Origin of the sequence: Paenibacillus sp. 2TAF8 (genome assembly GCF_052114825.1) — a bacterium.
In the GTDB taxonomy this organism is placed as follows: domain Bacteria; phylum Bacillota; class Bacilli; order Paenibacillales; family Paenibacillaceae; genus Paenibacillus.
Window position 1 is genome coordinate 87627 of sequence record NZ_JBFRFN010000005.1, and the last position, 26066, is coordinate 113692.

General features: G+C 43.1%; 21 protein-coding genes. 6 read left to right on the forward strand and 15 right to left on the reverse strand.

Going from position 1 to position 26066, the window contains the following annotated elements:
* Positions 1-139: 139 nt before the first annotated feature.
* From AB4Z30_RS09305 to AB4Z30_RS09330, 6 genes are all read right to left on the reverse strand, one after another.
* Positions 140-646: a hypothetical protein gene (locus AB4Z30_RS09305; protein WP_441925516.1), complete on the reverse strand. Its 507-nt coding sequence runs from the start codon at positions 644-646 to the stop codon at positions 140-142.
* A gap of 133 nt (positions 647-779) precedes the next feature.
* The gene (locus tag AB4Z30_RS09310; protein WP_441925518.1) at positions 780-2207 is read right to left on the reverse strand and encodes an NAD(P)-binding domain-containing protein; all 1428 of its coding nucleotides are present in this window, start codon (positions 2205-2207) and stop codon (positions 780-782) included.
* 775 nt (positions 2208-2982) lie between these two features.
* Entirely contained in the window at positions 2983-3765 is a 783-nt protein-coding gene (locus AB4Z30_RS09315) for a hypothetical protein (RefSeq protein WP_441925520.1), read from the reverse strand.
* A gap of 60 nt (positions 3766-3825) precedes the next feature.
* Positions 3826-4809, reverse strand: a complete 984-nt coding sequence (locus tag AB4Z30_RS09320) for an ABC transporter substrate-binding protein (protein ID WP_441925522.1) — start codon at positions 4807-4809, stop codon at positions 3826-3828.
* A 107-nt stretch (positions 4810-4916) separates the two neighbouring features.
* Positions 4917-6521, reverse strand: coding sequence for an AraC family transcriptional regulator (locus tag AB4Z30_RS09325; protein WP_441925524.1), 1605 nt, complete (start codon positions 6519-6521; stop codon positions 4917-4919).
* Between the two features lie 50 nt (positions 6522-6571).
* On the reverse strand, positions 6572-8560 hold the full coding sequence (locus tag AB4Z30_RS09330; protein ID WP_441925526.1) for an AraC family transcriptional regulator: 1989 nt from the start codon (positions 8558-8560) through the stop codon (positions 6572-6574).
* Positions 8561-9018: 458 nt separating this feature from the next.
* Here AB4Z30_RS09330 and AB4Z30_RS09335 point away from each other — a divergent pair, with 458 nt between their 5' ends.
* From AB4Z30_RS09335 to AB4Z30_RS09350, 4 genes are all read left to right on the forward strand, one after another.
* A complete protein-coding gene (locus tag AB4Z30_RS09335) occupies positions 9019-9438 on the forward strand; it encodes a MarR family winged helix-turn-helix transcriptional regulator (protein ID WP_441925528.1) in 420 nt (139 codons plus the stop codon).
* Between the two features lie 39 nt (positions 9439-9477).
* The gene (locus tag AB4Z30_RS09340; RefSeq protein WP_441925530.1) at positions 9478-10128 is read left to right on the forward strand and encodes a nitroreductase family protein; all 651 of its coding nucleotides are present in this window, start codon (positions 9478-9480) and stop codon (positions 10126-10128) included.
* Positions 10129-10252: 124 nt separating this feature from the next.
* Entirely contained in the window at positions 10253-10549 is a 297-nt protein-coding gene (locus AB4Z30_RS09345) for a putative quinol monooxygenase (RefSeq protein ID WP_441925532.1), read from the forward strand.
* Positions 10550-10776: 227 nt separating this feature from the next.
* Positions 10777-12177, forward strand: a complete 1401-nt coding sequence (locus AB4Z30_RS09350; RefSeq protein WP_441925534.1) for a prolyl oligopeptidase family serine peptidase — start codon at positions 10777-10779, stop codon at positions 12175-12177.
* 228 nt (positions 12178-12405) lie between these two features.
* On the opposite strand, the gene AB4Z30_RS09355 is transcribed toward AB4Z30_RS09350, so the two are convergent.
* The 5 genes from AB4Z30_RS09355 to AB4Z30_RS09375 form a co-directional block, all read right to left on the reverse strand.
* A complete protein-coding gene (locus AB4Z30_RS09355; protein WP_441925536.1) occupies positions 12406-13758 on the reverse strand; it encodes an FAD-binding oxidoreductase in 1353 nt (450 codons plus the stop codon).
* Between the two features lie 470 nt (positions 13759-14228).
* Positions 14229-14747, reverse strand: coding sequence for a MarR family winged helix-turn-helix transcriptional regulator (locus AB4Z30_RS09360; protein WP_441925538.1), 519 nt, complete (start codon positions 14745-14747; stop codon positions 14229-14231).
* Positions 14748-14799: 52 nt separating this feature from the next.
* The gene (locus tag AB4Z30_RS09365) at positions 14800-15609 is read right to left on the reverse strand and encodes an alpha/beta hydrolase (protein ID WP_441925540.1); all 810 of its coding nucleotides are present in this window, start codon (positions 15607-15609) and stop codon (positions 14800-14802) included.
* A 324-nt stretch (positions 15610-15933) separates the two neighbouring features.
* Positions 15934-18357, reverse strand: coding sequence for a flavocytochrome c (locus AB4Z30_RS09370; RefSeq protein WP_441925542.1), 2424 nt, complete (start codon positions 18355-18357; stop codon positions 15934-15936).
* A 13-nt stretch (positions 18358-18370) separates the two neighbouring features.
* On the reverse strand, positions 18371-18985 hold the full coding sequence (locus AB4Z30_RS09375; protein ID WP_441925544.1) for an NADPH-dependent FMN reductase: 615 nt from the start codon (positions 18983-18985) through the stop codon (positions 18371-18373).
* Between the two features lie 181 nt (positions 18986-19166).
* Here AB4Z30_RS09375 and AB4Z30_RS09380 point away from each other — a divergent pair, with 181 nt between their 5' ends.
* A complete protein-coding gene (locus AB4Z30_RS09380) occupies positions 19167-20096 on the forward strand; it encodes a LysR substrate-binding domain-containing protein (RefSeq protein ID WP_441925546.1) in 930 nt (309 codons plus the stop codon).
* 12 nt (positions 20097-20108) lie between these two features.
* Positions 20109-21047, forward strand: a complete 939-nt coding sequence (locus AB4Z30_RS09385; protein WP_441925548.1) for an FAD:protein FMN transferase — start codon at positions 20109-20111, stop codon at positions 21045-21047.
* A 161-nt stretch (positions 21048-21208) separates the two neighbouring features.
* Here the strand turns inward: AB4Z30_RS09385 and AB4Z30_RS09390 are convergent, their stop codons facing one another.
* The 4 genes from AB4Z30_RS09390 to AB4Z30_RS09405 all read right to left on the reverse strand — a co-directional run bounded on the left by AB4Z30_RS09390 (position 21209) and on the right by AB4Z30_RS09405 (position 25834).
* Positions 21209-23134 (reverse strand): FtsX-like permease family protein, encoded by a 1926-nt coding sequence (locus tag AB4Z30_RS09390; protein WP_441925550.1) that lies wholly within the window; start codon positions 23132-23134, stop codon positions 21209-21211.
* Positions 23131-23910, reverse strand: coding sequence for an ABC transporter ATP-binding protein (locus AB4Z30_RS09395; protein WP_441925552.1), 780 nt, complete (start codon positions 23908-23910; stop codon positions 23131-23133). Before AB4Z30_RS09395 ends, AB4Z30_RS09390 begins: the two co-directional genes overlap by 4 nt.
* A 192-nt stretch (positions 23911-24102) precedes the next feature.
* A complete protein-coding gene (locus AB4Z30_RS09400) occupies positions 24103-25140 on the reverse strand; it encodes a sensor histidine kinase (protein ID WP_441925554.1) in 1038 nt (345 codons plus the stop codon).
* Positions 25141-25150: 10 nt separating this feature from the next.
* Positions 25151-25834 (reverse strand): response regulator transcription factor, encoded by a 684-nt coding sequence (locus AB4Z30_RS09405; RefSeq protein ID WP_441925556.1) that lies wholly within the window; start codon positions 25832-25834, stop codon positions 25151-25153.
* Between the last annotated feature and the right edge of the window lie 232 nt (positions 25835-26066).

A 26066-nucleotide genomic window follows, 5' to 3' on the forward strand; every position in this document is an offset into this window, starting at 1 on the left:
AAATCGTCCATTGCACGCATCTGATAAATTTATAGTTCGTCGTGCTCATAACTTGTCGTTAAAAATCCTGCAACAACCGCCTCTTCTAATGGCATTGCTACAGGATTTTAGACGTCGTTTTGTATATACTGCGCATTACTTATAATAACTCCGTGCTTCCCACTTCCGGTTTGGGTTTGAGCCATTTACCTTCTTCATTAATAAAAGCACCCTTGAATCTTCCCATCTCCAGTTGCTCGATCAGCTTCTCCTCATCCGTTGCCAGTATCTCAATTAACTGTTCTAAGGTGTAATATTCATCTGGATCATAATCAATCAAGATAGGTACAGCGGTATCATATAATTCACGGATCAGATTCTCAAAAGAAAGTCGCCCAAGATTTGGCATCTGCCGATAGACCTGTAATGTTTGAGAGACCATATTGCGGAATGATTTGTTCTCAAGATTCATCCACAACGTGTTACAGGCTTGCACACTCATATAATTTTGCTCTACATCATAGAACTGTACTTCCTCAATTTTCATAAACTTCTCTTGAAAAGCTACAATTTTGGTTAGAGGTACATTGCGTACACGTGATGCCTTTTTCACATGAGCCCTGAATTGCTCATAATTCATTTGTTTTATTTGTTTCTTTTGTTCCATTTGTTTATCCCTGCCTTTAACATGATCCAAACGACATTTTACAATAAATCGACACCGAGTGTAAGTCACAATGTAAAAAAACAAAAAAAACGTACAGCATCCCCTGCTGCACGAAATACTTTATATGATTGCCTCAGCCAAGAACCGGGCGTTTCACCCATGTCTCCGTAAATTCCAGCTCATTGTAATCATAAAACCCACGAAGTGTCTCCTCCCGGTCATCGAGGAACAATTGATCGGCTATACCTGCAACCAGTTTGGGGATGGCACTTCTGGTGCCCGATATCGCTGAAGCAGACAGCCCACAACTGGCCAGAGCCGAATAATTGAATATAAACAAACCATGCAGTAGCGCTTTCCCCTGTTCACTTTTACTGGTCATTGCAAATCCAGCGCTTAAAAAAGGATGTGCATCAAGTAGCGCATTCCGAACTCCCAGCGGGGCTTCGTAACAATCTTGCCAGCGAGCAATGTGCCGTTCTACGAGTTGCAGTTCAGGGCGAAGAGCGGGATCACTGAGCAGACCTGTACTTATAATAAGAAAATCAAATGTATAACTTCCATGCGCCGTTTCAACTGTGGCTCCTTGATCCGAAGCTTGCACACTTAACCATGGCGAGTCCAGATGCAGCTCGAATCCAGGCCAAGATGCAGCGCGGTTGAACGTATCATTGGTAGGTGGCTGATTATATTTGAAAAAGTGAGCTATCACCTGATACTTATCAGCCATAGGTAAAGCATGAAACCGCTCGATCATGCCGGATTGTTCCATTTGGCGAATCGGATTGACTCGTGGTAATTGTTCACGTCTGACAAAAACATGAGCTTCAGCCACACCTGAGGCCAGAGCGTGGTTTGCATTGTCAAAAGCCGATGCACCACCGCCGAGCACTGCAACCTTTTTTCCTTTTAACCGTTCAAAGTCAATTTTTTCTGAAGTATGGGCATACAACTCTCGCGGCAGATGATCTGAGATTAGCGAGGGTACATGCCACACGCCCCCTCCTTGTATACCGGTTGCAAGCACAACTTTCCGAGCCAAAATGTGCTTTTCACGAATTCCTTGTTCGGTTACATATAGACGATGAATTCCATCCTGCCCAGGTTCAATGAGGTTCAACTTAACTTCGTTCTGTACTGGAAGGTCCAGGATTTCCCGATACCAACGCAAATAATTCATCCAGTCCCTGCGAGGAATTTTATCGATCTTCTGCCATCCCTCAACACCCTCCTGAGCCTCCCACCATGCACGAAACGTCAGAGAAGGAATACCCAGGTCAATGGAAGTTAGATGTTTCGGCGTCCGCAACGTTACCATACGTGCATAAGTTTCCCATGGCCCTTCTTGCCCTGCCACATTTTCGTCGATGATCAGAATATTCGAGATCCGTTCGCGCAAAAGTCCAAATGCAGCCCCAAGGCCGCTCTGTCCACCGCCTACAATAACAACATCATAAACATGCCCTTCTGCATGCGTTTTTGTACGAACCCAGCTGGTACCTCCAAAACATAAATATGCTAAATCATGCTTCACACGTTCATTTAAAGCATCGAGGCCCATACTCATCAACCCTTTCATAATCTATCTAGAACAGGCTTCGTTGCATTCATACACTCATCTCATGTTACTTTGTAATATCCGGATAGAATTAGCGTTATTATATGAGTTGAAATCCATCAGTGGAAGCTAACAGAAACGTAATTGTCATTCAACCTAAAAAAGTTAGGTATACTTGTTTCCACATACTAAAGAAGATTCTATGGTGTGAAGTAGAGCTGAGATGCGCTTTATTCAATGAAGAGAACTGGAGAGCATACAAGAAGACAGACTCAGATCTGCTCCAAGCCTGTTTTTCGATGACTACCCATTATTGTACTCCTGCCAAATTATCTTTTTCCCTCTTACATCACCTTTTAAAAGGGGTACCTAAGTCATTTGATGGACAGACCAGAAAATCCCGTTCGTCGCACCACTATCTAAGTTGAGTGAAATGGTAAGGCCATTCGCTGCATAGAACATTCAGAACGGGCAACAGTCCACTTACTAATGTTGTTACGGTTGGCGATGTTCTCTGAACCAGAAAAGCCGGATTTACTCCTGCACCCAGAGAAAGAGCAATGGCTGCGGTTGTTGCATAGTTAATTGTGGCTTCGATTGAATATCTCCCTGTCGTTGGAATCGTATAATTGCCTGTTGTTGCATTAAAGTTAGGGCTAGCTATGTGAGCCGATTAATTCACAGAGATTCGTCGAGTCTTGAGCTCATAACAAAAAAACAGCTACCTTCGGGAAATACACCGACTGTAACTGTTTTTAGTATTCGTATGAAATGACTACTATCGCAAAAGCATACGCTGTCGCGATTCTGAATCTAGTTTTGGACAAGTGTTACAATAGCCATGGGCAGAACTGCCGCTACCGACTTGATAGGCCAGACAACAATACCTGCGGATCAGAAGCGAAGGACCTTGCCATTCCGGATGTTCAAAGCGTTGAAACCGAGTGGAAAATGTATTATTCATTGACTCGTCTAGCCATACTTGTGTATCATTCTTAATGAGCTCAAGACGCTTATCCGTCTTCCATATCGCGTGATCTTCGATTAATCGTGCAAGCAATTGTTGTACATTATGTGCGACTAATGCATGCATAACCCTCGTGCTTGCTCCCGTTGCCGCAGCAACTGATTGGAAAATACGTCCCACGTGCAACTGTAAACTATCCCGTAGCATACTAATTTCTGTCCTGCGCTGAGCCAAAACCTTACTAGTTGGAGCTACATTTCCCCCAATCCCCAGTCCTGAACCATTATCCAGACTTCTTTCCAACCGAGTCTCATAGCGCATGCCGCCCGTGCCATTCAATTCGAATCGGACTACATCATCCTCGATATTTAGAAGAGTATCATATAGACTGCAAGCCGAGATTACAGCCATAACCCATACCGAATATCGCTTGGCGAAAAGGGTTCCTACCGCCACACTTCCTTCACCACCAAGCTTCAGTCCTTGTTGTATCGCTTGTTCTCGCAGTATCAGATCTCTTTTCTGCTCATGCAGCAAATCTTTGACACCAAACGCATATTTGAAAGTCTTATCGTCTCCACGAACGCTCGTCACAAAAGAAGTATCCAAAACGGCCATCATCTCTGAATGATCATTCCCTGAATAACGCACCATCTATTGAATCATATCTTTAATTTCATTTAATATTTCGCYTCGTCCTATAGCTCCCCATCCTTTAAACAACCAGAAGGAGTCGGTTTGATAGACCTGATCAGCTCCAACAGCCGGCACGTTTTTCCAAAGTGAGCTTTCTTTCATCTTACTTAAATAGTCCTGGGCATTGGGGTCAGCTTCAAGCACAACATAATTGGCATCGATGTCTGCTATTTTCTCCATGGACAGGTCCTCACGTTGTTCAGCAGGTGTCACAGCAGAAGGCTCAAATCCAAGATCATGATACAAGAGTGTATTGGTTGGGTGACCTGTGGACGCATAAATCTGCAGGTTCTTCTCCCTTACTCGCAGATAAGCCAGTTTTTTCTCACCCAATTGTTCGATTTTAACTCTAAGTTGATCGGCTTGTTGCTCAACTTCTGCGATTTTTTCTTTAGCCAGATCAACCTTGTTGTACATTCCAGCAATAGTCAGCAGATCCCGAGTCCAATATGTCGAATCGTCTTTGTAGTCCATCCAATCGTCACCCAATACAATCGTAGGAGCGATTTTCTCCAACTGATCATATGAATTTTCAGCTGTTCGACTCTCAATTACAATCACATCTGGATCAATCTGAACAATAGCTTCAAGGTTGGGACTATCTGCCGAACCTACCGTTGGAACGCCCTGAAGCTGATCTGCCAGATAAGGCAAGTAATCTCCACCGTAGCGTACTTCTACATTAACACCCGCAGGTTTCTCTCCAATGCTAAGCATGTGATCAACATAAGCAGCAGATAACACAACCATTCGCTCTATTTTTTGTGGTACAACCGAAGTTCCTTTCAGGTGTTGAATGGTTTGTGTGCCTTTATCTTCTGACGCTGTGTCCTGTTTCGGAGATGTTCCATGTGTAGCTTCAGTCGTTGTCTTGCCACATGCCGCCAGAACGAGCATGAGCAGGGACAACAGAATCATATAGGCTGTTCTCTGTCTTAGCATTTCTTTAATTCCCCTTCTCTACTTAATAATAATAATCATTATCATTATGGTAGGGAAAAGCAAACAAGCTTTCCATGGATTATTCCACTCTCTTTACGTGTAAAATATCACCCTAAGGAAACACTAAGCTGCTTGGCCACATACTTCATAGCCCTTACACGCCCGATTGGACCCAGCGTTTGGAAGAAAATATCCCCTGCATCATAAACACGACCTTCCTGTACAGCCTTGGATGTTATCCATCCATCAGATTTCATCAAACGTTGAAATTGAGTTCTCGCTTCTGCTGTCGGATCCACCATAACAAATAGATGATCCGCGTTGTATAACTGCACATCATTGATGTTCATCTCCACAGCCCACTGTTCGCTTGGGTAACCCTCTGGCATATGTAATCCCATATCGTCATACAGCAAGGAACCCGTCTGATTGTGCAATCCATACATTCGATAGAATCCAGAGGAAACACGGATAAACATAGCCGACTGTTTCCCCCATTCGGAGTGAATACGTTTTTGAAGAACATGGCTTAAATTCGCATGCTGTTCAATCCAGCGAATAGCCTGTTCTTTCCGTCCCATGATATCCGCCATATACAGCAGACTTTCGCCAACTTGATTCGTGTGTTTAAGGATTGCTGTAGGAGCAATCTGATGCAGGGATTCATTCGGCTCCATACGATCACTTGTAATGATCAAATCTGGCTGCAATCCCCTCAACTTCTCATAGTTCTGACTTAAACTGTTAAGGATAAGCCCTTGCGGAGGATGGGCTTGGGGTGAAGACATAAGGATAGGATGATCCACTCTCTGAACATAAGATAAAGCAGACACAGGTTTCAACCCGAGTGTTAGAACGACCTCATCCAGTCCATAGTATAATGTTGCAATACGGCTAACTTTATTTTTCATAAAAAATGTTGGAGCAATACCTTCATTTTTCTTAAACACCCGACTGAAATAGTGTTCGTCCCTGTATCCGACACGCTCCGCGATGACCTTGATTTTGTCTGTAGAAAACAAGAGTTGCTTGGCCTTCGCCATCCGTTGTTTCAGGATATACTCCATCGGTGTCATCCCAAATTGACGTTTGAATGTTCTTATAAAATGATTCACGCTAAGTCCCGCCACTTGAGCCATCTCATCCATCCGAATTTCCTTCATATAATGGTGCGACATATAATCGATTGCCAAGTCCATTCCTGCCTGAGGTGGTTTGGAAATTGCTTCCACACAAGTTAACAACCGAATCAACAACTGGTGTAAAAGATGTTTTTGGGCTGTGTTCTCCAACCCGGATGCAGGGTGATTTTTATAGACTAATCGATCCATCATCTCTTGAATATCTCGCCTATTGGAAGAAAGTTGGAGCTTGCCCGTAACAGGAAAATCAAATGCCTCGGTTCGCCACACGTGATGTGTTCGAACAAGTCCCACACCGGAAAATAAGATAAGCTGATATCGGACAGGAGCCTTCATATCCGGTTGTAATTCCAAATGCATGCCTGGACTAAGTATAAAACAATCGTCACGGGACACCGTATGCATTACATTATTGATAGTCAACGTCCCTCTGCCATCAGTTACTCTACATAAGGCAAACCTTTTCCATACCCTGTGTTGGATTTGCTCTGGAATGCCAGCATAATGGCAGATGTGTACAGAAGAGAGATATAGTTGCTTCATTCTTTTAATCCAATCATTAGTCTCCATGATAGCTCCCTTTCCTTATTTCCGCCCCTGCTTCTCACCGAATAACAAGTTTACCTTTTGTTCTTCACTAGCAAATTAGTGATCGTCTCCAGCTGCAAATCCAGGGAATATGGATCTTCCATTACAAACTCATCACCTTTATCCCCAAAGGAACCATAGGCATAGACTTGTCCCTTTTGCACAGCCGGCAGTCGTCTCCACACCTCGCTGTTTAATACGTCACTTGCCCCGTCATCCTTGGAACCATATATGAAGATATGATCCCCCATGTATTCAGGCAGCACTTCCAGAGAAATATTCTCGAATCCTTCTTCCATCTCCTTCGCCTGTTTCGTAGGTGGCAACTTCAGCATCTCGTAGATCGTTGAACTGCCATAGTTACCTCCTTCGGCGGCCATAACGTACATAGACTTGTTCCCAATCTGTACGATGGACACAGTTTCTCCTTCTTTAATAATACCGTCAATCTGTTTTTTAGCCTCATCCACCTTGGCATAGTAATCTGTAATCCATTGTTCCGCTTCGTCCTCTTTCCCGAAAACACCTGCAATCCGGCGTAATTTCTCCAGCGGCCCTGAAGTAGTCTCCCCCTCCCAATACGGTAAAAAGACTGTCGTTGCAATTTTCTCGTAATCTTCCACATTTTTATCAATGGAACCAATAATCAGATCCGGCTCCAGCGCCACCAGCTTCTCCAGATTCATCGGGAACTCTCCGCCGAGGTCTTGAATACCGGCGATGATATCGGGTGATATGCCCGACTTATCAATCCACGACTCATTCAGCATAAATGTTCTTACACCTACCGGTACGATGCCGAGCTTCAACAGATACCCCATATATTGATCCGAAGCAACACGTTGCGGATTCGCTGGAACCACGACATCACCTTTTAATGTAGATACCGTGCGTGTCTCTGCTTGTCCTGCTGATTTCCCTGATTCCGATGTCGGCTTATCTGTCTGGGCAGCGGCTGGGCTGGTTTCGGATTGTCCTCCGTTTGCTGTGGGTACATTACTGGAACAGGCTGTGAGTAACAGCGTTAGACACAGCAACATTGACAATGCTGTCACTTTGAATTTTCCTTGCATAAATAATTCCCCTCCATGATCTTTCTGATATTGATAATCAATATCATTATAGTCATGAGAATAAAACGCTTGAAGGGCATTTTCTCGCATGAAACGTGGCAAATCTTGCTTTGGCTTCTGTTTTAGTTCCTTTTTATAACGAATAGGTGACAATCCCTTAATTTTCTTAAAACTACGGCTAAGGGAATGTGCATCCGGATATCCGACCTCTTCTGCAATTTGCTGTAGCGTTGCATCCGTATGGATCAGCAGATAAGCAGCTCTCTCCGTACGTTTTTGTGCCAAAAATTGAATAGGACTTACGTTCAACCTTTGTTTGAACAGGCGTGACAAATGTCCTGCACTACACTCCACCTCTTCTGCCATATCCTTAAGCGTTACGGATTCGTGCAAATGCATCTGTATATACTCCGTTGCTTTTGTGACCAGATCCGGCTTATGTGGCTGAACAGTTTGCTGGTCTAGATCTTCAAGTAGAGTATATACCCATTGATAAAACAGAGCCCGAACTTGAAGCTTTGCAAGTGTGCTGGATTGTTGCCATTCTGCTTGCATTTTCTCCATCGAGCGGTATAAATCCAGCGGTTTGGATGGGATTAGTGCATACTGATCCTGAAATGGCCTCTGCTGTTCCATTAATAGCTGGATCTCCATACGACAAGGCAAAGTGAGGATGGCTTTGTACAAGATGATAAAGTATTGAACACCCAGTTCAGTCTCGACACTCAATTGCGCCAGTTTCCCACCGTGAACAATATAAAATCCATCAACCATATGGTTATGCCCGTCCATGGTGACCCGTGCACTTCCTTCAACAAAGTACAGATATGTACTGGCAGGCAATACATAATTGCATAGCTCTTCACCTGGTTTCAACGCATGTATACGTACATCCAATATTTTAATAAAGACATGATTCCAGAGCAGAAGATGATCATCTAATTTCATACTTTCTCCATGTCCCCTCCCTTCCAATCCTATGTTACGACTTCACACTGTACCTTCATCTTGCTACTCTATACTGCCATTCGTTCAAATGGAGGGTTCTAACGATCCATTGCACTATCCATTTAATTATAAATAAAGTGATAATAATTCTCAATGAAATGCAAAATAGAGTTAAATCCTCCATCTAGGGATAACCTATACAAATGACACCTTAGCTTTCCGAATATCTCCCGATTAGGGGAAGCAAAAAAGCTATTTTTTCTTTCTTCCAACCTGTTGCATTATGATAAATGACATGTTATATTAATTGAGCCATCAATCATTGAGGTGTCAACTATTGATCCATCAACGATTAAGAGCAGCTACAGAATCATGAGGCAATGGCATTGTATACTGGCAACTTTAATTATTTGTTAACATACGCCGTTGTTGATTGGATTCACCCGGGAGGTCTAGTCATGACACGTATGGTTTCCAAAGAAGAGCAGATCATTAATCTGCTGAATGTGCTGGGGAACAAAATCAGTCCCAAGTTTGAACGCTGCACCGGGATCAGTTCCTCTCGTTTTGAAATTCTGCACGAGCTTGATCAGGTAGATGAGATCAATCAATCCATGCTCCAGAAGATCATTAACATCGACAGTGCAGCAATTACACGCCACCTGAAACAACTTGAAGCGGACCAGATGGTTACAAGACGCAAAAACCCTGAGGATAATCGGGTAACTTTTGTTCGTCTAACGGATCATGGGCGCAAACAGATTGAAGGATATAAAACAGAGAAAACCAATTATATCCATCAAATCCTGGATGGTTTCAGTGAAGCTGAAATTCAAGCACTCGCCGATTTCTTGGAACGAATGCAAAACAATTTTTAAACCTTATTTTTAGTAACCATATATAGAGGAGAGATTTCCATGACTACAACACAAAGCAAATTCCAAAAAACCAATGATTTTAACGAAATTACCTACGGCCGTCGTTCCGTCAAACTGTATGACCCTGAAGTGAAAATCAGCCGTGAAGAAATGACTGAAATTTTGGCAGAAGCTTCCCGCGCTCCATCTTCCGTAAACATGCAACCTTGGCGTTTTCTTGTTGTTGATACACCTGAAGGCAAAGAAAAGCTCGCACCACTTGCAAAATTCAACCAAAACCAAGTTCTGACTTCTGCCGCTGTAATCGGCGTGTTTATCGATATGAAAAATGGCGAGTACTTGGAAGAGATTTTCGGTAAAGCGGTAGAGCATGGATATATGCCTAAAGAAATCGCCGAACAACAAGTCAAAGTAGTTAAACCCTACTACGACAATATGCCTGCTTCCGATCTACGTGACGTTAATCTGATCGATGCTGGTCTGGCTTCCATGCAATTGATGCTGGCTGCACGTGCTCACGGTTACGATACAAACCCAATTGGCGGATACGAAAAAGCTCAAATCGCAGAAACATTCGGTATGGATAAAGACCGTTATCAACCGGTTATGCTGATCTCGATCGGTAAATCTGCCAAAGAAGGTCACCCATCTTACCGTCTGCCTGTAGATACAATCACTACTTGGGCTTAAGCGAGTACGACATCCTTTATTATAAATTGCTCAAACTGCTTTTTTAAGATGAAACACAGAGACGTTATTGTCTTATATGGATTAGTTCTATTTGAAAACAAACTACTATCTGGAGGTCACAACTATGATTATCATTCACGCACATTTGCAAGTACAAGCCGCTCAAGAACAAGCTTTCCTGGCTGCTGCCAAAGAACTGATTGCTGCAACTCGTCAAGAAGAAGGCAACATCAGCTATGATCTGGTGAAAAACACTGAACGTGAGCAAAGCTATACCATGATTGAGCTGTGGAAAGATGAGCCAGCAACCGCTGCTCATAACTCAAGTGCTCACTTCCAAGCCTTTGTACAACAAGCTGCGGCATTCATGGCTGCACCAATGAACGTTGAAGTGTTTGCTGGCGAAGCGGTTAAACAATAATAATTAAAAAGAATGGCCGGAAATATGGCGTGTCATGATCGCTTATTGTAGGGAACGACACGTTTGATACAGATAATAAGGACCGTCTGGATTTCACCTCATGGTGATTTTGGGCGGTTCTTTTGTTTGCAATGACACAGGAAAGAGCCATTATATTTTCCCATGTTCCTCCTGAAATGGTACAATGATAAAGGCTGAATACATAATACATTTGGAGGTATATGCTGATGAATATGAAAAAAGGACTGCTCTCCGGTTTCTTGGCTCTTGCTCTGACTTCAACTCTTCTCGTCTCCACTAATGTAAGCGCAAACAACTCTTCCGAAACACGTTCTCCTCTATCCTACTCTCTTGTGACCAAAGGTTACGATTGGGGCCCGGGTGTCTACAAAATCATTCTGGATACAGGTATAGCTATTCAAGCGAATACACTTACTACAGACTCGTTCAAAGTTCTTGCAGAACGAAGTTATCCGATGATTAATTTTCAAACGCAGCAAAAATACGATGGCTCCGATAGCAGTAGCAGAACGATAGAAAGAGCCTACCTTTCTGACAAAAGTGGTAATAAAATCTCCGATTCCAGTGGGCAGTATATTACAATCGAAATGAAAGTCCATCCAGATCTGATGACAAGCAGTCCGTTTATGTTTGATCTTCAGAGTTTTACCAATCGATATACAGACTTTCAATATACGATTATTCAGCAAAAATCACTGCAGGATAACGCAGGCAATGCCGTCGAGCATTTAACTACAAGACCTGACACACCACATAGGATGATTGAACAAGGTGTCGATGTGTTTGATACGTCCGGAAAATTTAGCTATAAGGACTCCAAGTTTGGTCAGATTAATCTGACCTACGCTTCGTATATGCCCGATACCAGCAAGAAAAAGCCATTGATCATCTGGCTTCACGGTGCTGGTGAGGGAGGTACTGATCCGAGAATTGCCCTTCTGGGTAATAAAGTAACAGCTTTAGCCGATGAATCGATTCAAAAGTATTTTGGGGATGCTGCTGTATTGGTTCCACAAACACCAACATTCTGGATGAATGACGGAACCGGGCAATATACCAAGGACGGAAAAAGTATGTATACCCGATCGTTAACCGCTTTGATCAAACAATATGTGAAACAGCATGCATCGGATATTGATACGAATCGCATCTACATTGGCGGATGCTCTAATGGCGGATTTATGACTCTAAATATGCTGCTAGCGAACCCGGATTACTTTGCCGCTGCATATCCTTCCGCAGAAGCATACGAGGATTCCTTGTTAACCAAGCAAGATATCTCCAAGTTGAAAAACACTCCGATCTGGTTCACAGCTGCAGGAGCGGATCAGACGGTGGATACGTCCAAAACGTCAACAGCTACCTACAAACGCCTGATTGCTGCAGGCGCCAAAAATGCCCATTACTCCTACTTTGATAAGGTGCTGGATATGAGTGGGGTATATACCAAAGGAAACGGCGATAAAGCCCCATATGAATACAATGGGCACTGGTCCTGGATTCCTGTTTTGAATAATGACATCTCCAAAGACTTCAATGGCAAACCAGTGAAAATTAAAGGAAAAGCCGTAACACTTATGGAGTGGCTGGCTAACCAAAAAAAGTAATTAGACTAATGTACCTGCAATAAGTACTTGTCTAATTCGAAGGCGTTGAGGGGCATTCTAACAGAATGTTAACGAAGCGAAGAGTAAATTTGGAAAGAAATACACACAAAAGTGTCTGTAAACTAGGCTAAACTATATTGGCGTAGCGTCAGGGAGCCGCAATAAGCGGCTCCTTTTCCATGACCTCTATTTTTCAATTACATCGTTCGATTACATTTCCATCCTCTCTCATTTTAGACTGCGTGCCGGAGGAATGCTTTGCGGGTTATTAAACACATTTTGGGGATCGTATTTGGCTTTGACTCTGCGCAAGCGGGCATAGTTCGCTCCGTAGTATACTGGCCCCGAACGTTTGATTCCCTGATCTGGTACATTAATGTACGAACCGACGATGTATGGCTGTAATTTTTTGCGTGTGTTCCGCACAATCGCAATATTTTTGGCTGCCTGGGATGGTTTGGTCCATGAACTGTTCCATTCCACATAGAACTTGGCTTTACGCCAGTAAAATGCTGTGGAGGTAGGTGATTTACGGCTAACGGCACCGCCCCAGTTCAGGAAAAAGAATCCGGCGAACTCGCCTTCCACATTTTCCAGAAACTCTCGCATCGATTGGATTGCCCGATCCGGGAATGGTTTCCGGCCAAACCCGGAGGAAAATTGATTACTGTACCTTTGGGTAAGCACTGGATCGGGCGGCAGCAGAAAAGTGACGGCTTCCGTGTAAGGGACTGACCGTATGATCGTCTGGGAAGGCGTACCCGTGCTGGTCATCGGTTTTAGCAGCCGTAGTGCCTCCGATTTGGAACCAAGAAACAGACCTTCCATACTAACATTTCCGCCCTTTTTGGGTCCGATGGACAGTTCACTCCCGAGCCGCGTATCCACCGATGGAGCCCACTTTTGCCACACTTTGAGCAACTTCTCGAATTGAGCCCATGGCCAGGTAATCCGGTAGACTGTTGCTCTGGCTGGTGCACGGCGTACTTTGAATTTGTAACGGGTGTAGACCCCGAAGTTGCCTCCGCCACCGCCTTGTGATGCCCAGAACAGATCTGCGTTGCATTTTTTGTTTGCACGAATGATTTTCCCGTTCGCATCCACCATCTCGAATTCCAGCAAATTATCACTGATCAGACCAATCGTGCGTTGAAGAGGACCGATGCCTCCTCCCAGCGTAATACCGCCTATACCGACCGTAGGGCTATCTCCAAATGGAGCAATAAACCCCTGACGTGCGAGTGTATGCGCAATTCTCCCAACCCGGTTTCCCGCTCCCACAACGGCTGTTCCTGTTGTTTTATTCAGCTTGATGGTGTTCAGATCACTGACATCAATGACAATCCCACCGTTCACCTGTGACAAATTAACCTCAAGTGCATGCCTTCCACTTCGCGGCCGGATCGGTACCTTATTTTCACGAGCCCATTTGATCGCATTCGATACATCTTTCGTTTTTTGGGCAAAAACGAAGACTTTAGGATACCTGTCGGTATGCGGGTCCCAGTTTTTACGTGCCGCCTCATAGCCCGGATCTCCTTTAAAGATGACGCGACCAGTCAGTTTTGTTTTTGTTTTCATGTTTATTTTCAAACATCCCACTCCCTGCGTTATTGATCGTTATACAGCACTTCTGCACTAGGCATCTTATACTGTATGACCGACATCCGCGGAGGGAATGGGCTGTAGAATGTCCTATAAGCAAAAAAAACCTTAAAACCAAAATATAAGTTAAACTAAAGATTTTACACAGTCCACTCCGATGACAGAATTACCTTCCAATCRCTGTTATCCACAGATTTTTTTTGATTCTCTTCTCAAAAGGGGAAAATCCGGTGATAAGCGTATGCTTCCGATGTAGCTTTCTTGCAGAAAGCTTTTAGCGAACGCTTTGCTTGTCCAGGTTTTTTCTGTCCTCTTCGTTAATGTGTAAAAGAATAGCTCAACTTATATAAAGCTTTAAGGGAATTATTTTTCACTTCGTAATCGTCATTCTGGTAATTAAAACAAAAACTACATATTCGCTACGCTGTTTCCGGCATTGGGAACGATCAGTTATCCGGCTCAATTTTGATGAGCTTACGTGGCTCCTGCTCTTTTTCACCGTACCAGACGAGCACATCGGCAAACAGATCCATGATACGAATAAAGCTTTTTTTGTCAGCTTCCGTAATCTGATCTGCCAGCTTAAAAATATCATCAAAACAAAGTTCTCGGACAATTGCGGTGTATTTGGTGTATACCTCGCGACCTTTGGCAGAAGGTTTGACATAAATATCTTTGCGGTTACCGCTTAAATGATATTTTTCCAGTAGTCCTTTTTCGGTCAAATTCTTCACATTTTTAGAAAATGTACTGCGACTAACGCCTAAACGCGCGGCCATCTCAGACATCTTCTCTTCCTGATCCTCTGCTTCCAGAATATATTCGAGTGTCTGGATCTGGGCAGCGGAGAAAGTCATATCCGTTCCGTAGCTTCGTTGCAGCTTGTAGGTGTTCGAGTATGCATTGCCGTATTTGATTATTTTCTCAACAAGCTCCCGATGGTCACCCATCCAATCTAATTTCATGCGTAATCCCTTTCGTCTTCAGAGTCTCTGTCTCTCTAATACTCTACTGAAATCAGATTCGTTTTTCAATCCATGAAATTGCTTCTTCAATCACTTCATCCCGTGCTGTCTCATTAAATATTTCATGCATGAGATGTGCATAGATTTTCAGTGTTTTATCTGCCGAAGCGATATCTCCGTAGAAGTCACGGGAATCCTTTTCGCTCACGAGCCCATCATTCGCTCCATGTAACACAAGCACCGGATCAACAAATTGCTTCGCATGTTCTTTCAGCCATTCTACGCCATACCCCAGACTGTTAAACAAATCTACAGAAATCTCTTTTTCTACTAGCGGGTCATTAGCGTAAGCGGATACAACCTCAGGAACACTGCACACGCCGCTGCCAAGTTCATTCGGAAAATACGTGCCTGCTGGCAGAGCCATCGGCAGTTCTCCTGCCACTTTCGTATTAAATCGTGTAAGCGCTCCTGATAATACGATGCCCTTCACTTTTCCCGGATATTTCGTTCCAAATGATGAAGAAGCAAAACCGCCCATACTATGTCCAATAATATACAGTGGTGTATCACCACTCTCCTCCAGTGCAACCTCCACTACAGCGTTGACATCATCAATCAGATGATGAAAATCACTATAAAACGTACGCTGTCCTTCCGATCTCGCATGACCCCGATGGTCAAAACGATATACGTTGAATCCATGCCCGTTCAGTTTCTCTGTCAAATAATCATAGCGGCTGGCATGCTCAGCCAATCCATGTACGATGACTACGGCTGCCTTCGCATCCTCCACTGTATTCTTACTAAAATAAAGCTGTGTTCCGTCAAAGGATTTCATCGTTGTTTCGATACTGTTCATCGTATATCCCATCCTTTTCCTTATTTTTATGTCCGCTATGAATAATATTGTTTCTTACAGAAACAATATATCACTCTTTCCCAGCACCTGTCTACAATTTTTTATAGCGCTTACATTTTGAATTTGTGGAAATTCCCCTTTTACACGCGTCAATTTTATATTGTCTTGCAACGATATATATGTTCCCGTCGTAACGATGTTATTCTCAATGTAAAAAGACCCGCTATACACGCTGAAATCCTTATGTATAGCGGGTTATTCAAATTATGAAATTTGTATCCTTATATGCGTGAGGACTTTAATTCTTTTTGCCGTTTCTCAACATCATTCTATTTCTTCAACAGCCGTTTTACCCGCAATTCGTCCAAACGTAAAGATGTCTGTCAAGGCATTACCACCCAAACGGTTACCTGCGTGTATTCCTCCTGCTACTTCCCCGGCAGCGTACAGATGAGCAATCGGCTGACCGTTCTCATCCAGTACACGGGTTTGGGTATCAATCTTAATGCCACCCATTGTATGGTGAACGGCAGGTTTTCTTGGCGTAGCGTAAAATGGTGCTTTTTCCACTTTTAAGCTAAACGTATCCTTATGGAACTCCGGATCAAAGCCCGCATCCACGTAAGAGTTATATTTATCAATCGTAGTTCTAAGCACCTGAGGGTCCATACCCACTTTCACTGCCAGTTCTTCAATCGTATTGGCTTTGAAAAGAGTGCCCGCTTCAACCTGCCGATCTATCTTTTCTTGGCTGGTATTCGCTGCGGTTTTCTTAATCTCATCGTCAGCGATTAGATAGAATAAACTTCCCTGTTCAATGGCCGCTTTAGTCAACACATCCCGCCCAGAAAATTCATTAACAAAACGCTCACCTTTTTTGTTAACAATGACAAAGTTCTCAGGTGGTACTTGCAGTCCACTGAACAGTTCGCCAGTCTCTGGATCGGCTACAGGCATCATTTGTGTGAAACCCATCCCTGTTAATGCCGCTCCTGCGCTTTTGCCAAGTGATATTCCATCCCCTGTCATCGCGTAGGAATTCGTCGTTTTGATATCATCATCGATGTGGCTCCAGTACGTGTTATATTCCTTGAGCATCTGTGTATTCGCCCCAAAACCACCACTAGCAAGCACAACAGCTTTCGCATGAACGGTGATTTTCTGTCCGTTAACTCCAGTTGCAATAACACCTGCTATTTTTCCATCTTCAATGATTAACTGTTTAACCGGAGTATCTGTAATAATTTGTCCGCCATTTTCCTCTACATACTTGCTAAGAGCGATGATAAAGGCGGAGCCATAACTTTTGACAGGTTTATGACCACGTCGCCACAGGGCACCCACTGGAGCAAATACGATGCTCTTATCATATTCGACCCCGATATCTTCAAGCCACTGCACACTCTCCAAGGCACGGTCTGTAAGTACTTTGACCAAATCATACTGTCCATAGATCATATTGCCATTCAAGTCCGTTCGTTTGCCCCCGAAATAGGTTTGCATTCTGTGAAGCAGCGGAGAGTCGAATAAATAAGCCTTTTGTGTACCGAACTTTTCCTGATATGCTGTAAACTCTTCTTTGAGAGCTTGGAAATCATCTATATATTCAGGATGGATCAGGCTCTCATCCGTACTCAATAAATTTTCAATGGTCTGTCTTTCACCTGGATTCTCGTTAAACTGCTGCTGCCATAGCGGATCTGCGGCATTGACAGGGCCCCCTGAACGGATCGTATTGCCCCCCACAGCTGGATATTTCTCAAGCACAATCGCACTAGCTCCATGCTGTAAAGCTGTTGCAGCAGCACTTAAACCCGCGCCGCCTCCCCCTACAACGACCACATCACAAGTATACTCCTCATCATCCTTCATCTGGCTGCTGGCAGGTTTTGCGCGTCTTTTCAGGATATCCGGATTCACGCCGGCAAGCTTAACCGCTTTGGCAACACCGTTAATGACCGCATTGCTCGTTTCAGAAGCACCGGAGAGCGCATCCACATTGAGTGTCTGTCCTTCAATAATTTTATTCGGGATTCTTACAAAAACAACATCGGCGATGCCTTCGGTTTCTCCCTTGGAATCGATGTCGATGCTTTCAATCCGATTCTCACTAAAGGATACCTTCATTGGTAGATTCCCACTGTGACCGATGGCATTGACTTCATACACACCCGGTTTATAGGTGAACTCTTCTTCCTCGTTGAGCTGATTAGATATTTTTGCAAAACGGAGGAACCGCAAGAAACATACCTCCAGGAAATCAATCGTGCCTTCACTGTTCAGGTTGCCTGCTTCGTCAAACGCTTTATGTGCACTGCCCAGCAAAAATTCATATCCTGGCATCACGTTCGCCTCAACACCAGGTGCGTCCAGGATTTGACGAAGATGCAACTGGGCACGAGACGAACCTTGCGTTCCTTGTGACGCACCAATAATCATAACGGGCTTTCCTGCCAGCGGATGGATTTCAAAGCTAAGCCATTCGAGCAGGCTCTTAAGAGATGAAGGGATGGAATGATTATATTCTGGAGTAGCAATGATGACGCCATCACTTGCGATAATCTTTTCATTAAACGATTGTATAATGGCACTGTTCGTTTGGTTATCGGATTGATTAAACATAGGAACATCGGTAATATCGAGAATTTCAATGGCAGCTCTGAATTCAAAATGTTTTTGCATGAACTGAAGCAGCTTGCGATTATACGATTTCTTTGCATTGGTGCCCACGATTGCTATAATTTTCATTGTAGTCAGCCTCCTACTCTTGCCAGGAAAATTTTTTCGTTTTTTGCTTCAACGTTCGTTTGGACAGCAGTTCCGTAGTGATCTCCGTGAACAAAACAAACTCCCTGAAAATCTCTTCAAGCTCTGCTACTTTCTCTGCGCTGATCAAGCTACCACTTTGATCAAATGCACTCTGCGATTTTCCCAAAAGAAACTCACTGCTAGGCATTAATCTCGCTCCAAGCTCAGGTGAATCCAGAATTTGTCTAAGATGCGCTTGCGCTCTGGAAGAACCAAGTGAGCCGTGTGAAGCGCCCACAATCAGAACCGGCTTGTCTTTCAACGTTTGAGTGGTATAACTGATCCATTCCAAGGCACTTTTCAGTACAGCAGGGATCGCATGATCATACTCCGGAGTAGCAATAATAATGCCCTTTGCTTTAGAAATCTGATCCAGCAAATCTTGCACCTTCACAGGAATGCCAATTTCAGCATCTTCTATCTCATCCTTTTCAATAAAAGCAGGCAGATCCTTAATTTCAAACAAGTCAATCTGAGCCTCATCTGCAAAATGCTTTTGCATAAATTGAAGTAGTGTGCGGTTCGTTGATTCATCCGAATTCGTGCCAACAATAGCTAAATAATTCATCGTAATCCCCTCTCTGTCATTCGAAAATAATGTTCGTCAATGTCAGACTCTATCTTTCGGCATAACTCTAACATAGAAGAGCTGGAATGATCTAATAGTTATTCATTGCAGTTTGATAACCAATTTGTTATAATCACCTCAAATTCAAAGTTTGTTATTTTTTTCACAAAGGGTGAGCGACATGTCTAAATTAGAATCTCAGGATATTTTATGTTACATCGATAGCCTTTTGAAATACAGCAATTTTAGCAAAGCGGCCCAATCCCTTTATATTTCTCAGCCCTATCTGACAAAGGTAATCAAAAAAGTCGAAAGTCAGTTGGATTGTGAGTTGATCACTCGCAACAAGCTTCCATATCGATTAACCGAACAGGGAAAAATCTATTATCAGTATTTAACTTCACTCGAACATAGCTACGCCAAGCTCATGAAAGAAATTTCCTATGCATCGGATATCGGCAATAAAGTGTTACGAATCGGAATTCTGCCCAGCCTGGGTTCCTATTTGACACCCCTTTTCTTACCTGCATTTTTAAAGCTTCATTCTGATTTTAAGATTAATCTGATTGAGGATCTGCCTGAAAAAAATGAAAAACGGATTCAAAATGTTGAATTGGACTTCTGGATTGGGCAAAATTCGAGCAGTATTTCTCCAAATCTAAATGCGTTTAGTTGGGGCAAACACAGTTACCGGGCGGTTATTCCGCGCGGCTGTGAACTATATCAGAAGAATGTTGCTGTCATACCGGAGGGAACGTTTGATATCCCTACCATTCTGAGCCAACAGCTCGTTTTAACGTCCAAAGGCTCTGCCATCCGTAAACAGATCGATCAATTACTTAGTGTGCATAAAATACAACCGAGCATCGTGATGGAAAGCAACGAAATTCACACGGTGTTGAAGCTTGCCAAACAGAATCTGGGCCTGACGATCATTCCAGAAAGTGTCCGGATTGACGAGTCTCCTTCCGAATACAACATCTACCCGATCCCAATCGATAAGATGAGTCTGGACTATTTTATAGCACATCATAGCGATAGAAAGCTGACAAGTGTGGATCATGACCTTATCCATACTTTTCTCAATCACGGACAACAATGCGCAGTGTAGGGGGAGGTCCGCATGAACACTTTTACGAAAATGATCCCTCTCATGGGAACTAAAATTTCTATATATATCGAAGGGGAGAATGTTGAGGAGCTGGTTCAGGAAGCAGAGAATATGCTTTTCCGTTACGAAAAAGTCTTTAGCGCCAACAGTGATTACTCACAGCTTGCGATGTTGAAACAAGAAGCCGCGTCCCATCCGCTCCAAGTAGACAGGGAACTGTATGATCTTATCAAGATAGGCAAAGAACACAGCCTGCAGGAAGATTCTTTTTTAAATATTGCGATTGGTCCGTTGATCAAATTGTGGAGAATTGGATTCCGCGAGGCACAGGTGCCAAAGGATACAGAGATTAAGGAGGTTCTGGCCCTCTTAAGCCCTGAACATATACAGCTCGACGATGAGCAGCACACCGTATATTTATTAAAAAGAGGCATGGAAATCGACCTGGGCGCCATCGCTAAAGGTTATTTTGCCGATCAGGTGATGGGCTTTTTCAAAAAAAACGGGGTAATCTCAGCTATGGTCGATATGGGCGGAAATGTGCTTGTTCATGGCGATTCTCCTTCGGGTTCAAATTACTGGAACGTTGGCATACAGAATCCCTTTTTACCCCGAGGCAATGCAGCCGCACTCGTTAGCATCAGAGAACAATCCGTCGTTACCTCGGGTATATACGAGCGTGTTTTAGAAAAGAAAGGTCAGCAGTACCATCATATATTCAGTAGCAAAACAGGCTATCCTATTGAAAATGATGTCGCTTCGCTGACCATTATTGCAGATAGGTCAATTGACTGTGACATCTATACGACACAATTATTTGGGTTAGATGCAGTCTCTATTATTCATAAAGTGAATCAAATGAAACATATCGGGGCCGCTGTCATCACGACCGATGGAAGCCTGGCCTACACCGACAATTTGCAGGGGAAAATTCAGCCAATATCAGGCTAAAGTTATGAGATTGTTCAGGCGTAATATCGGCACTACCACAAGATGTGATAACGTTTTGAAAAGTTACTGTTTTATGCTCAGAGCCTCATGATCTTCTTTCTTCTACAGTAGATTTCGATACAAGAAATGAGAACCCTTTTGTTCATTTGTTTCATTCCTTTCTATAGTGCATTAGTGACGATACTTCTGTAGTACCCGATGGTAACGACCATAAACGCTAAATAAATGATAATATATGCCGCCATACTAATGATAATTGGTGTCAGCATACTCGCAGCGATGAGAATTGTACTTACCTTCAAGGCAAAAGCAGCATGGGTTAACCCCATTCCCAGCGGGATTAAAAATACAAACAGCTGTTTACGGATAATGCCTCTCATTATATCGCCAACTTGAAATCCGAGCTGTCGCAGTGTCCGATAATGAGATTTCTCTTGTTCGGCCTCGGTCATCTGTTTAAAGTACAAAATACTTCCTGTGGAAAGGATAAAGACCAAGCCGAGGAAACCGGCAATGAAAATAAGCAACCCAAAGTTTTGACGCGATCCCTCATAGGTGGAATAAAAGTCCCGGAGAAACAGGTCACTGTCCACACTCGATCGAAAAATATTCGAAGCGGTATCTGTTCGGTCACGATCCAATATGTTAAAAACCTCAAATGTCACCACTTTTTTGTATTCATTCTCCTGAATTCTATCCTTCATTCGCTTGAATGTTTCTTCCGAAACCAGTAATTGATCTCCACGGAAAACGTAATTCATGACATTCTGAAGCTTGTGCTTGGAGACAGTTAATAGATTGATTTCATCGTTGGATGCATACTGAACTTCTTTTAAAGGCGGAACTTCCATACCTTCGATTACTGCTCTCGAATTATGATAGATGGCTTTATTTTTTGGAGGAAGTTCCAGCTGTACTCCAACCTTCACCATCCGCTCTGCAGAGAAAAGTAAAAAGGGTCTGTTGCTGTGACTTGGTTTGGACTTTTGCTCCTGATCCACCCATGAACCATTAAATTGAATGGCATCGACCTGGTATTGATCGAATGTAATCTGTGCCTTTTTTAACTTACTGGATATCACAGCGGCATCTTCTGGCACATCCACTGCAAAGTCAAATGGCATCGCCAATCTTACGTCCTTTTCAATGGAATAATATAAGGAATAGGACAGTGAAATCATCGTAATGGTCATCGCAGATAATATTGTAATCAAGGTTAACGAATTGGCGTGACCTTTCATTCTGTGCATTAAAGGAGCTACCGAAAGGCTGTTAACCAAGCCGAGATTTCCATTTTGCCTTTTTCGATACATATATAATATCCAGCTTACAGTCGTACGGAAGACCAAATAGGTTCCGAGTATGGTACTGATGAGAACGATTAACATGAGCAGAATCAATGCATCTGCATCGTATCCAATAAAGGTAGATACATAATAACCAAACGAGATGAGACCCACTCCTGCCGCTCCTAAAATACCTGATACGATGCTAGGGCGTTTAACAAACGTATCCTTTTGGTGATTAGCCTGAAACAATTGCAGTAATGTACTCCGATGCACCGTCCATATAATCTGTAAGGAAGTGATTACAAGCAAGGAAGTGAATACAGCAATCGTTTGCAGTAATGCCTGGCTAGAAAAGGTTAAGCCAAACTTGGCATCAAGCCCTAAGATGCTCATTAACAGTAAGAGAAACAACCGCGAGAGCAATGTTCCAACCAGCGTTCCGATGAATAAAGCACCCACACCCAGAATCGTATGTTCCAAGATCAGTAACCGAGCGACCCAAGCCTTGGACAAGCCAATCAGTTGATACAATCCAATCTCTTGACTACGCCTTCTGATAAAAATATCCGTCGCATACATCGTAAACACAATCGTAATAAGAATGAGCAAAATGCCTGCAATTTGAAAAGCTGTTGAGAAGTTCACGCTGGTTTGAACCGTCTCGATCACGGTCTGATCACTTTGCAGCGTAGAAAAGATAAAATACAAGCCAATACTGAAAATCATCGCGAAAAAATAAAGATAATACATTTTGATATTTTTCCGCATACTTCGCATTACTAGTTTACTTATATTCATTTCGGACCGCCTCCTCCAAGCACAGCCTGCATATCCAGAATGTCTTTGAAGAAGGATTCTCGCGTTTTTTCTCCCCGGTACAATTCAGCAAAAACCTTCCCATCCTTTAGAAAAATCACTCGGTTACAATAGCTGGAAGCCAGCGGGTCATGAGTAACCATGATAATGGTAACGCATCGTGACTGGTTGATCTCATGTAAATTTTCAAGTAAATCAGATGCGGCTTTCGAATCCAGAGCACCCGTAGGCTCATCTGCAAAAACAAGCGACGGCGAATGAATTAATGCTCGTGCCGCAGAGGTACGTTGCTTTTGACCGCCTGAAATTTCAGTGGGATACTTATCCGCTATTTCCTCAATGCCTAAGATGGCTGCAATCTCTTTAAACTCATGTTCAGCTTGGGATTTACTCATTTTTGTCAAAGACACAGGTAGCAATATATTTTCTTTTACCGTTAACGTATCGAGCAGATTGTAATCCTGAAAGATAAAACCTAGATGCTGACGACGGATATCGGAAAGCTGGTTATCCTTCATTTTAGAAACTTCATGCTCTTGTATGAAAATATTTCCATCCGTAGCCCGGTCAATCGTTGCTAACGTATTGAGCAGTGTGGTCTTGCCTGAACCGGAAGGCCCCATAATGCCAACAAACTCTCCTTCCGTTACGCGAAGGTCAATGCCCTGTAACACCTGTTGTACATTTCCCTTTGAACCATATGATTTACGCACGCCTTCTGCATTTAAAACGGTTTTCGGTATCTTTTGATGTGTCATCCCATGCACTCCAATCCAGTTGTTCTATATACAGTGTAGTTCTTTTCGACTTCCGGGTCGTAAGCTTTAGATGATAAATCAGGCTCGAATGTGATATTTTCGTCACCTTGCCGATGAAATAACAGTATAAGTCCCCAACTAAAAAGCAGCCAGGCTTTAGAAAATAACCTGACTGCTCAATGTTTGCTCGGTTTATAGTAAGGCTCGTCTTAGCTGTTCAAACGGATTGTCACTCGTGAATATCATCGAGATCGATGTTCCGTTACCCACGGCTGAAGCAACTTCAAGTCTAATATGTAACTTTTCACTTATTTCTTTCGCCAGATAAAGGCCCATTCCGGTAGCCGAGTTCTGTACCCTGCCATTTTCGCCCGTAAACCCTCTATCAAATATGCGAGGTAGATCATGTGCCTGTATGCCAGGTCCTTCATCCTGAATGGTGACGATCACGGATTCATTGGTATAGAGATGTGTGTGAATAACTAGATTTCCGTTGGTTGGGCTGTACTTGATTGCATTGGTTAAGAGCTGTCTGACCACAAATCTGCACCATTTTTTATCCGTATACACGGTAGACGCGGTGTCCCCCGTCATCTCGATTGATATATTTTTTTCCAAACACCATGTCGATAACTCACGAATTTCTTCTCGCAACAGCTCTTTCACTTCCAGCTTCTCGGGTAGTAAGTCGGCATCCAGGTTAGCTAATCGTGAAATGTAGAGTTGTTGATCCAATAATAAGTGCATCCTGAGCCAAGACGCATTTAACCGCCTGCTCAGCTCATTCGAGCGATGAGCATCCATCGTGATTTTCATCGCCGTAAGGGGTGTTTTCATCTCATGAACCCATGAGGCAAGATCCGCATGTTCCATGCGTTGGGCGAATTGATCCTCACGTCGCTTATTCTGATCATGTTGATGAATTTGTTCCAATAAAGTATAAACCATAGCGTCAGGAAAAGAGCTGTTAGGTTTGGGGATGTCTTCAAACCAGTCTTCCTCGATGTGATCAGAAAGAGTGAGCAATGATCTATAATAAGCCGTTTCCTTTTTATATCTCCAAACCAAGAAACCCGAAAAGATAATAAGAATCAATCCATTCAAATAGATAAGAGACTGAGCCTCCACACGGATGCCAGCATCCAATTGGATTAAGGCATTGGTAAGCAGAAGCAATACACCAATCAAGGCAATCCAGCTTTTTTTATAATTCAGATAAGCGATAAACAATAGGAACCTCCTACAGAGTAATGGCCATGTACCCCAGACCTTTTTTCGTTACAATGCCATCCGCCAAGTTAAGGTAAGACAGCTTTTGTCGTAATCTGGTGATGTTGGCTGTCAGCGTATTGTCGTTAATGAATTGATCATCATCCCAGAGCATCTGCATCAGTTCATGACGTGAGATAATTTTGTTATTGGATTTCACTAAGGCCGACAGGATAAAAAATTCATTTTTGGTCAAGTCAATCGTCTCACCATCTTTATGAATTTCACCACTTTTCAAATCAAGCATCGCTTGGTTCCATTCAATCACATCAGAGGAAGCCTCTTCATATGTATAGGTCCGACGAAGAATAGCCTGCACCTTGGCGATCAGTACATCCATGTGAAACGGTTTCGGAACATAATCGTCCGCTCCCAAATTCATCGCCATCACCATATCCATCGGATGATCTCTGGAGGAAAGAAAGATAATCGGCACTTTGGACAGGGCACGTATTTCCCTGCACCAATGAAAGCCGTCAAACTTGGGAAGCTGTATATCAATCATGACCAAGTGTGGACGATGTTCTACAAAAGCATCCATCACACGTGCGAAATCCGTTGGACTACTTACTTCATATGACCACTGACTTAGCCCTTCTCGAAGTGCTTCAAGAAGAAGAGCATCATCCTCAATAATAAAGATGTTCATGTTCATGGTAACACTCCTTATCTATATACTTATCTATTTTAAAGTAAAAATGACCAGAAAAACACCGGGGTGAACAGGGTATCCTTCATTAGCGGTTTCTGGGGATTTACTCGTATCTAAACTGAATGAAGGATTTACACCACCACTCCGATAACAGAATGACCTTCCTATCGCTGTTCTAAATAAGAGAATCTAAAATCTGTAGAAGTTAAAAAAACCGCCATTGAAGGCGGTCTAA

Coding starts and splice junctions, on each gene's coding strand:
- AB4Z30_RS09375 (WP_441925544.1), bottom strand. CDS start 18,985: ATGAATTATTTAGCTATTGTTGGCACGAATTCGGATGAATCAACGAAC.
- AB4Z30_RS09335 (WP_441925528.1), top strand. CDS start 9,019: ATGACACGTATGGTTTCCAAAGAAGAGCAGATCATTAATCTGCTGAAT.
- AB4Z30_RS09360 (WP_441925538.1), bottom strand. CDS start 14,747: ATGAAATTAGATTGGATGGGTGACCATCGGGAGCTTGTTGAGAAAATA.
- AB4Z30_RS09390 (WP_441925550.1), bottom strand. CDS start 23,134: ATGAATATAAGTAAACTAGTAATGCGAAGTATGCGGAAAAATATCAAA.
- AB4Z30_RS09340 (WP_441925530.1), top strand. CDS start 9,478: ATGACTACAACACAAAGCAAATTCCAAAAAACCAATGATTTTAACGAA.
- AB4Z30_RS09350 (WP_441925534.1), top strand. CDS start 10,777: ATGAATATGAAAAAAGGACTGCTCTCCGGTTTCTTGGCTCTTGCTCTG.
- AB4Z30_RS09385 (WP_441925548.1), top strand. CDS start 20,109: ATGAACACTTTTACGAAAATGATCCCTCTCATGGGAACTAAAATTTCT.
- AB4Z30_RS09365 (WP_441925540.1), bottom strand. CDS start 15,609: ATGAACAGTATCGAAACAACGATGAAATCCTTTGACGGAACACAGCTT.
- AB4Z30_RS09325 (WP_441925524.1), bottom strand. CDS start 6,521: ATGGAGACTAATGATTGGATTAAAAGAATGAAGCAACTATATCTCTCT.
- AB4Z30_RS09345 (WP_441925532.1), top strand. CDS start 10,253: ATGATTATCATTCACGCACATTTGCAAGTACAAGCCGCTCAAGAACAA.
- AB4Z30_RS09355 (WP_441925536.1), bottom strand. CDS start 13,758: ATGAAAACAAAAACAAAACTGACTGGTCGCGTCATCTTTAAAGGAGAT.
- AB4Z30_RS09370 (WP_441925542.1), bottom strand. CDS start 18,357: ATGAAAATTATAGCAATCGTGGGCACCAATGCAAAGAAATCGTATAAT.
- AB4Z30_RS09330 (WP_441925526.1), bottom strand. CDS start 8,560: ATGAAATTAGATGATCATCTTCTGCTCTGGAATCATGTCTTTATTAAA.
- AB4Z30_RS09395 (WP_441925552.1), bottom strand. CDS start 23,910: ATGACACATCAAAAGATACCGAAAACCGTTTTAAATGCAGAAGGCGTG.
- AB4Z30_RS09380 (WP_441925546.1), top strand. CDS start 19,167: ATGTCTAAATTAGAATCTCAGGATATTTTATGTTACATCGATAGCCTT.
- AB4Z30_RS09305 (WP_441925516.1), bottom strand. CDS start 646: ATGGAACAAAAGAAACAAATAAAACAAATGAATTATGAGCAATTCAGG.
- AB4Z30_RS09310 (WP_441925518.1), bottom strand. CDS start 2,207: ATGGGCCTCGATGCTTTAAATGAACGTGTGAAGCATGATTTAGCATAT.
- AB4Z30_RS09405 (WP_441925556.1), bottom strand. CDS start 25,834: ATGAACATGAACATCTTTATTATTGAGGATGATGCTCTTCTTCTTGAA.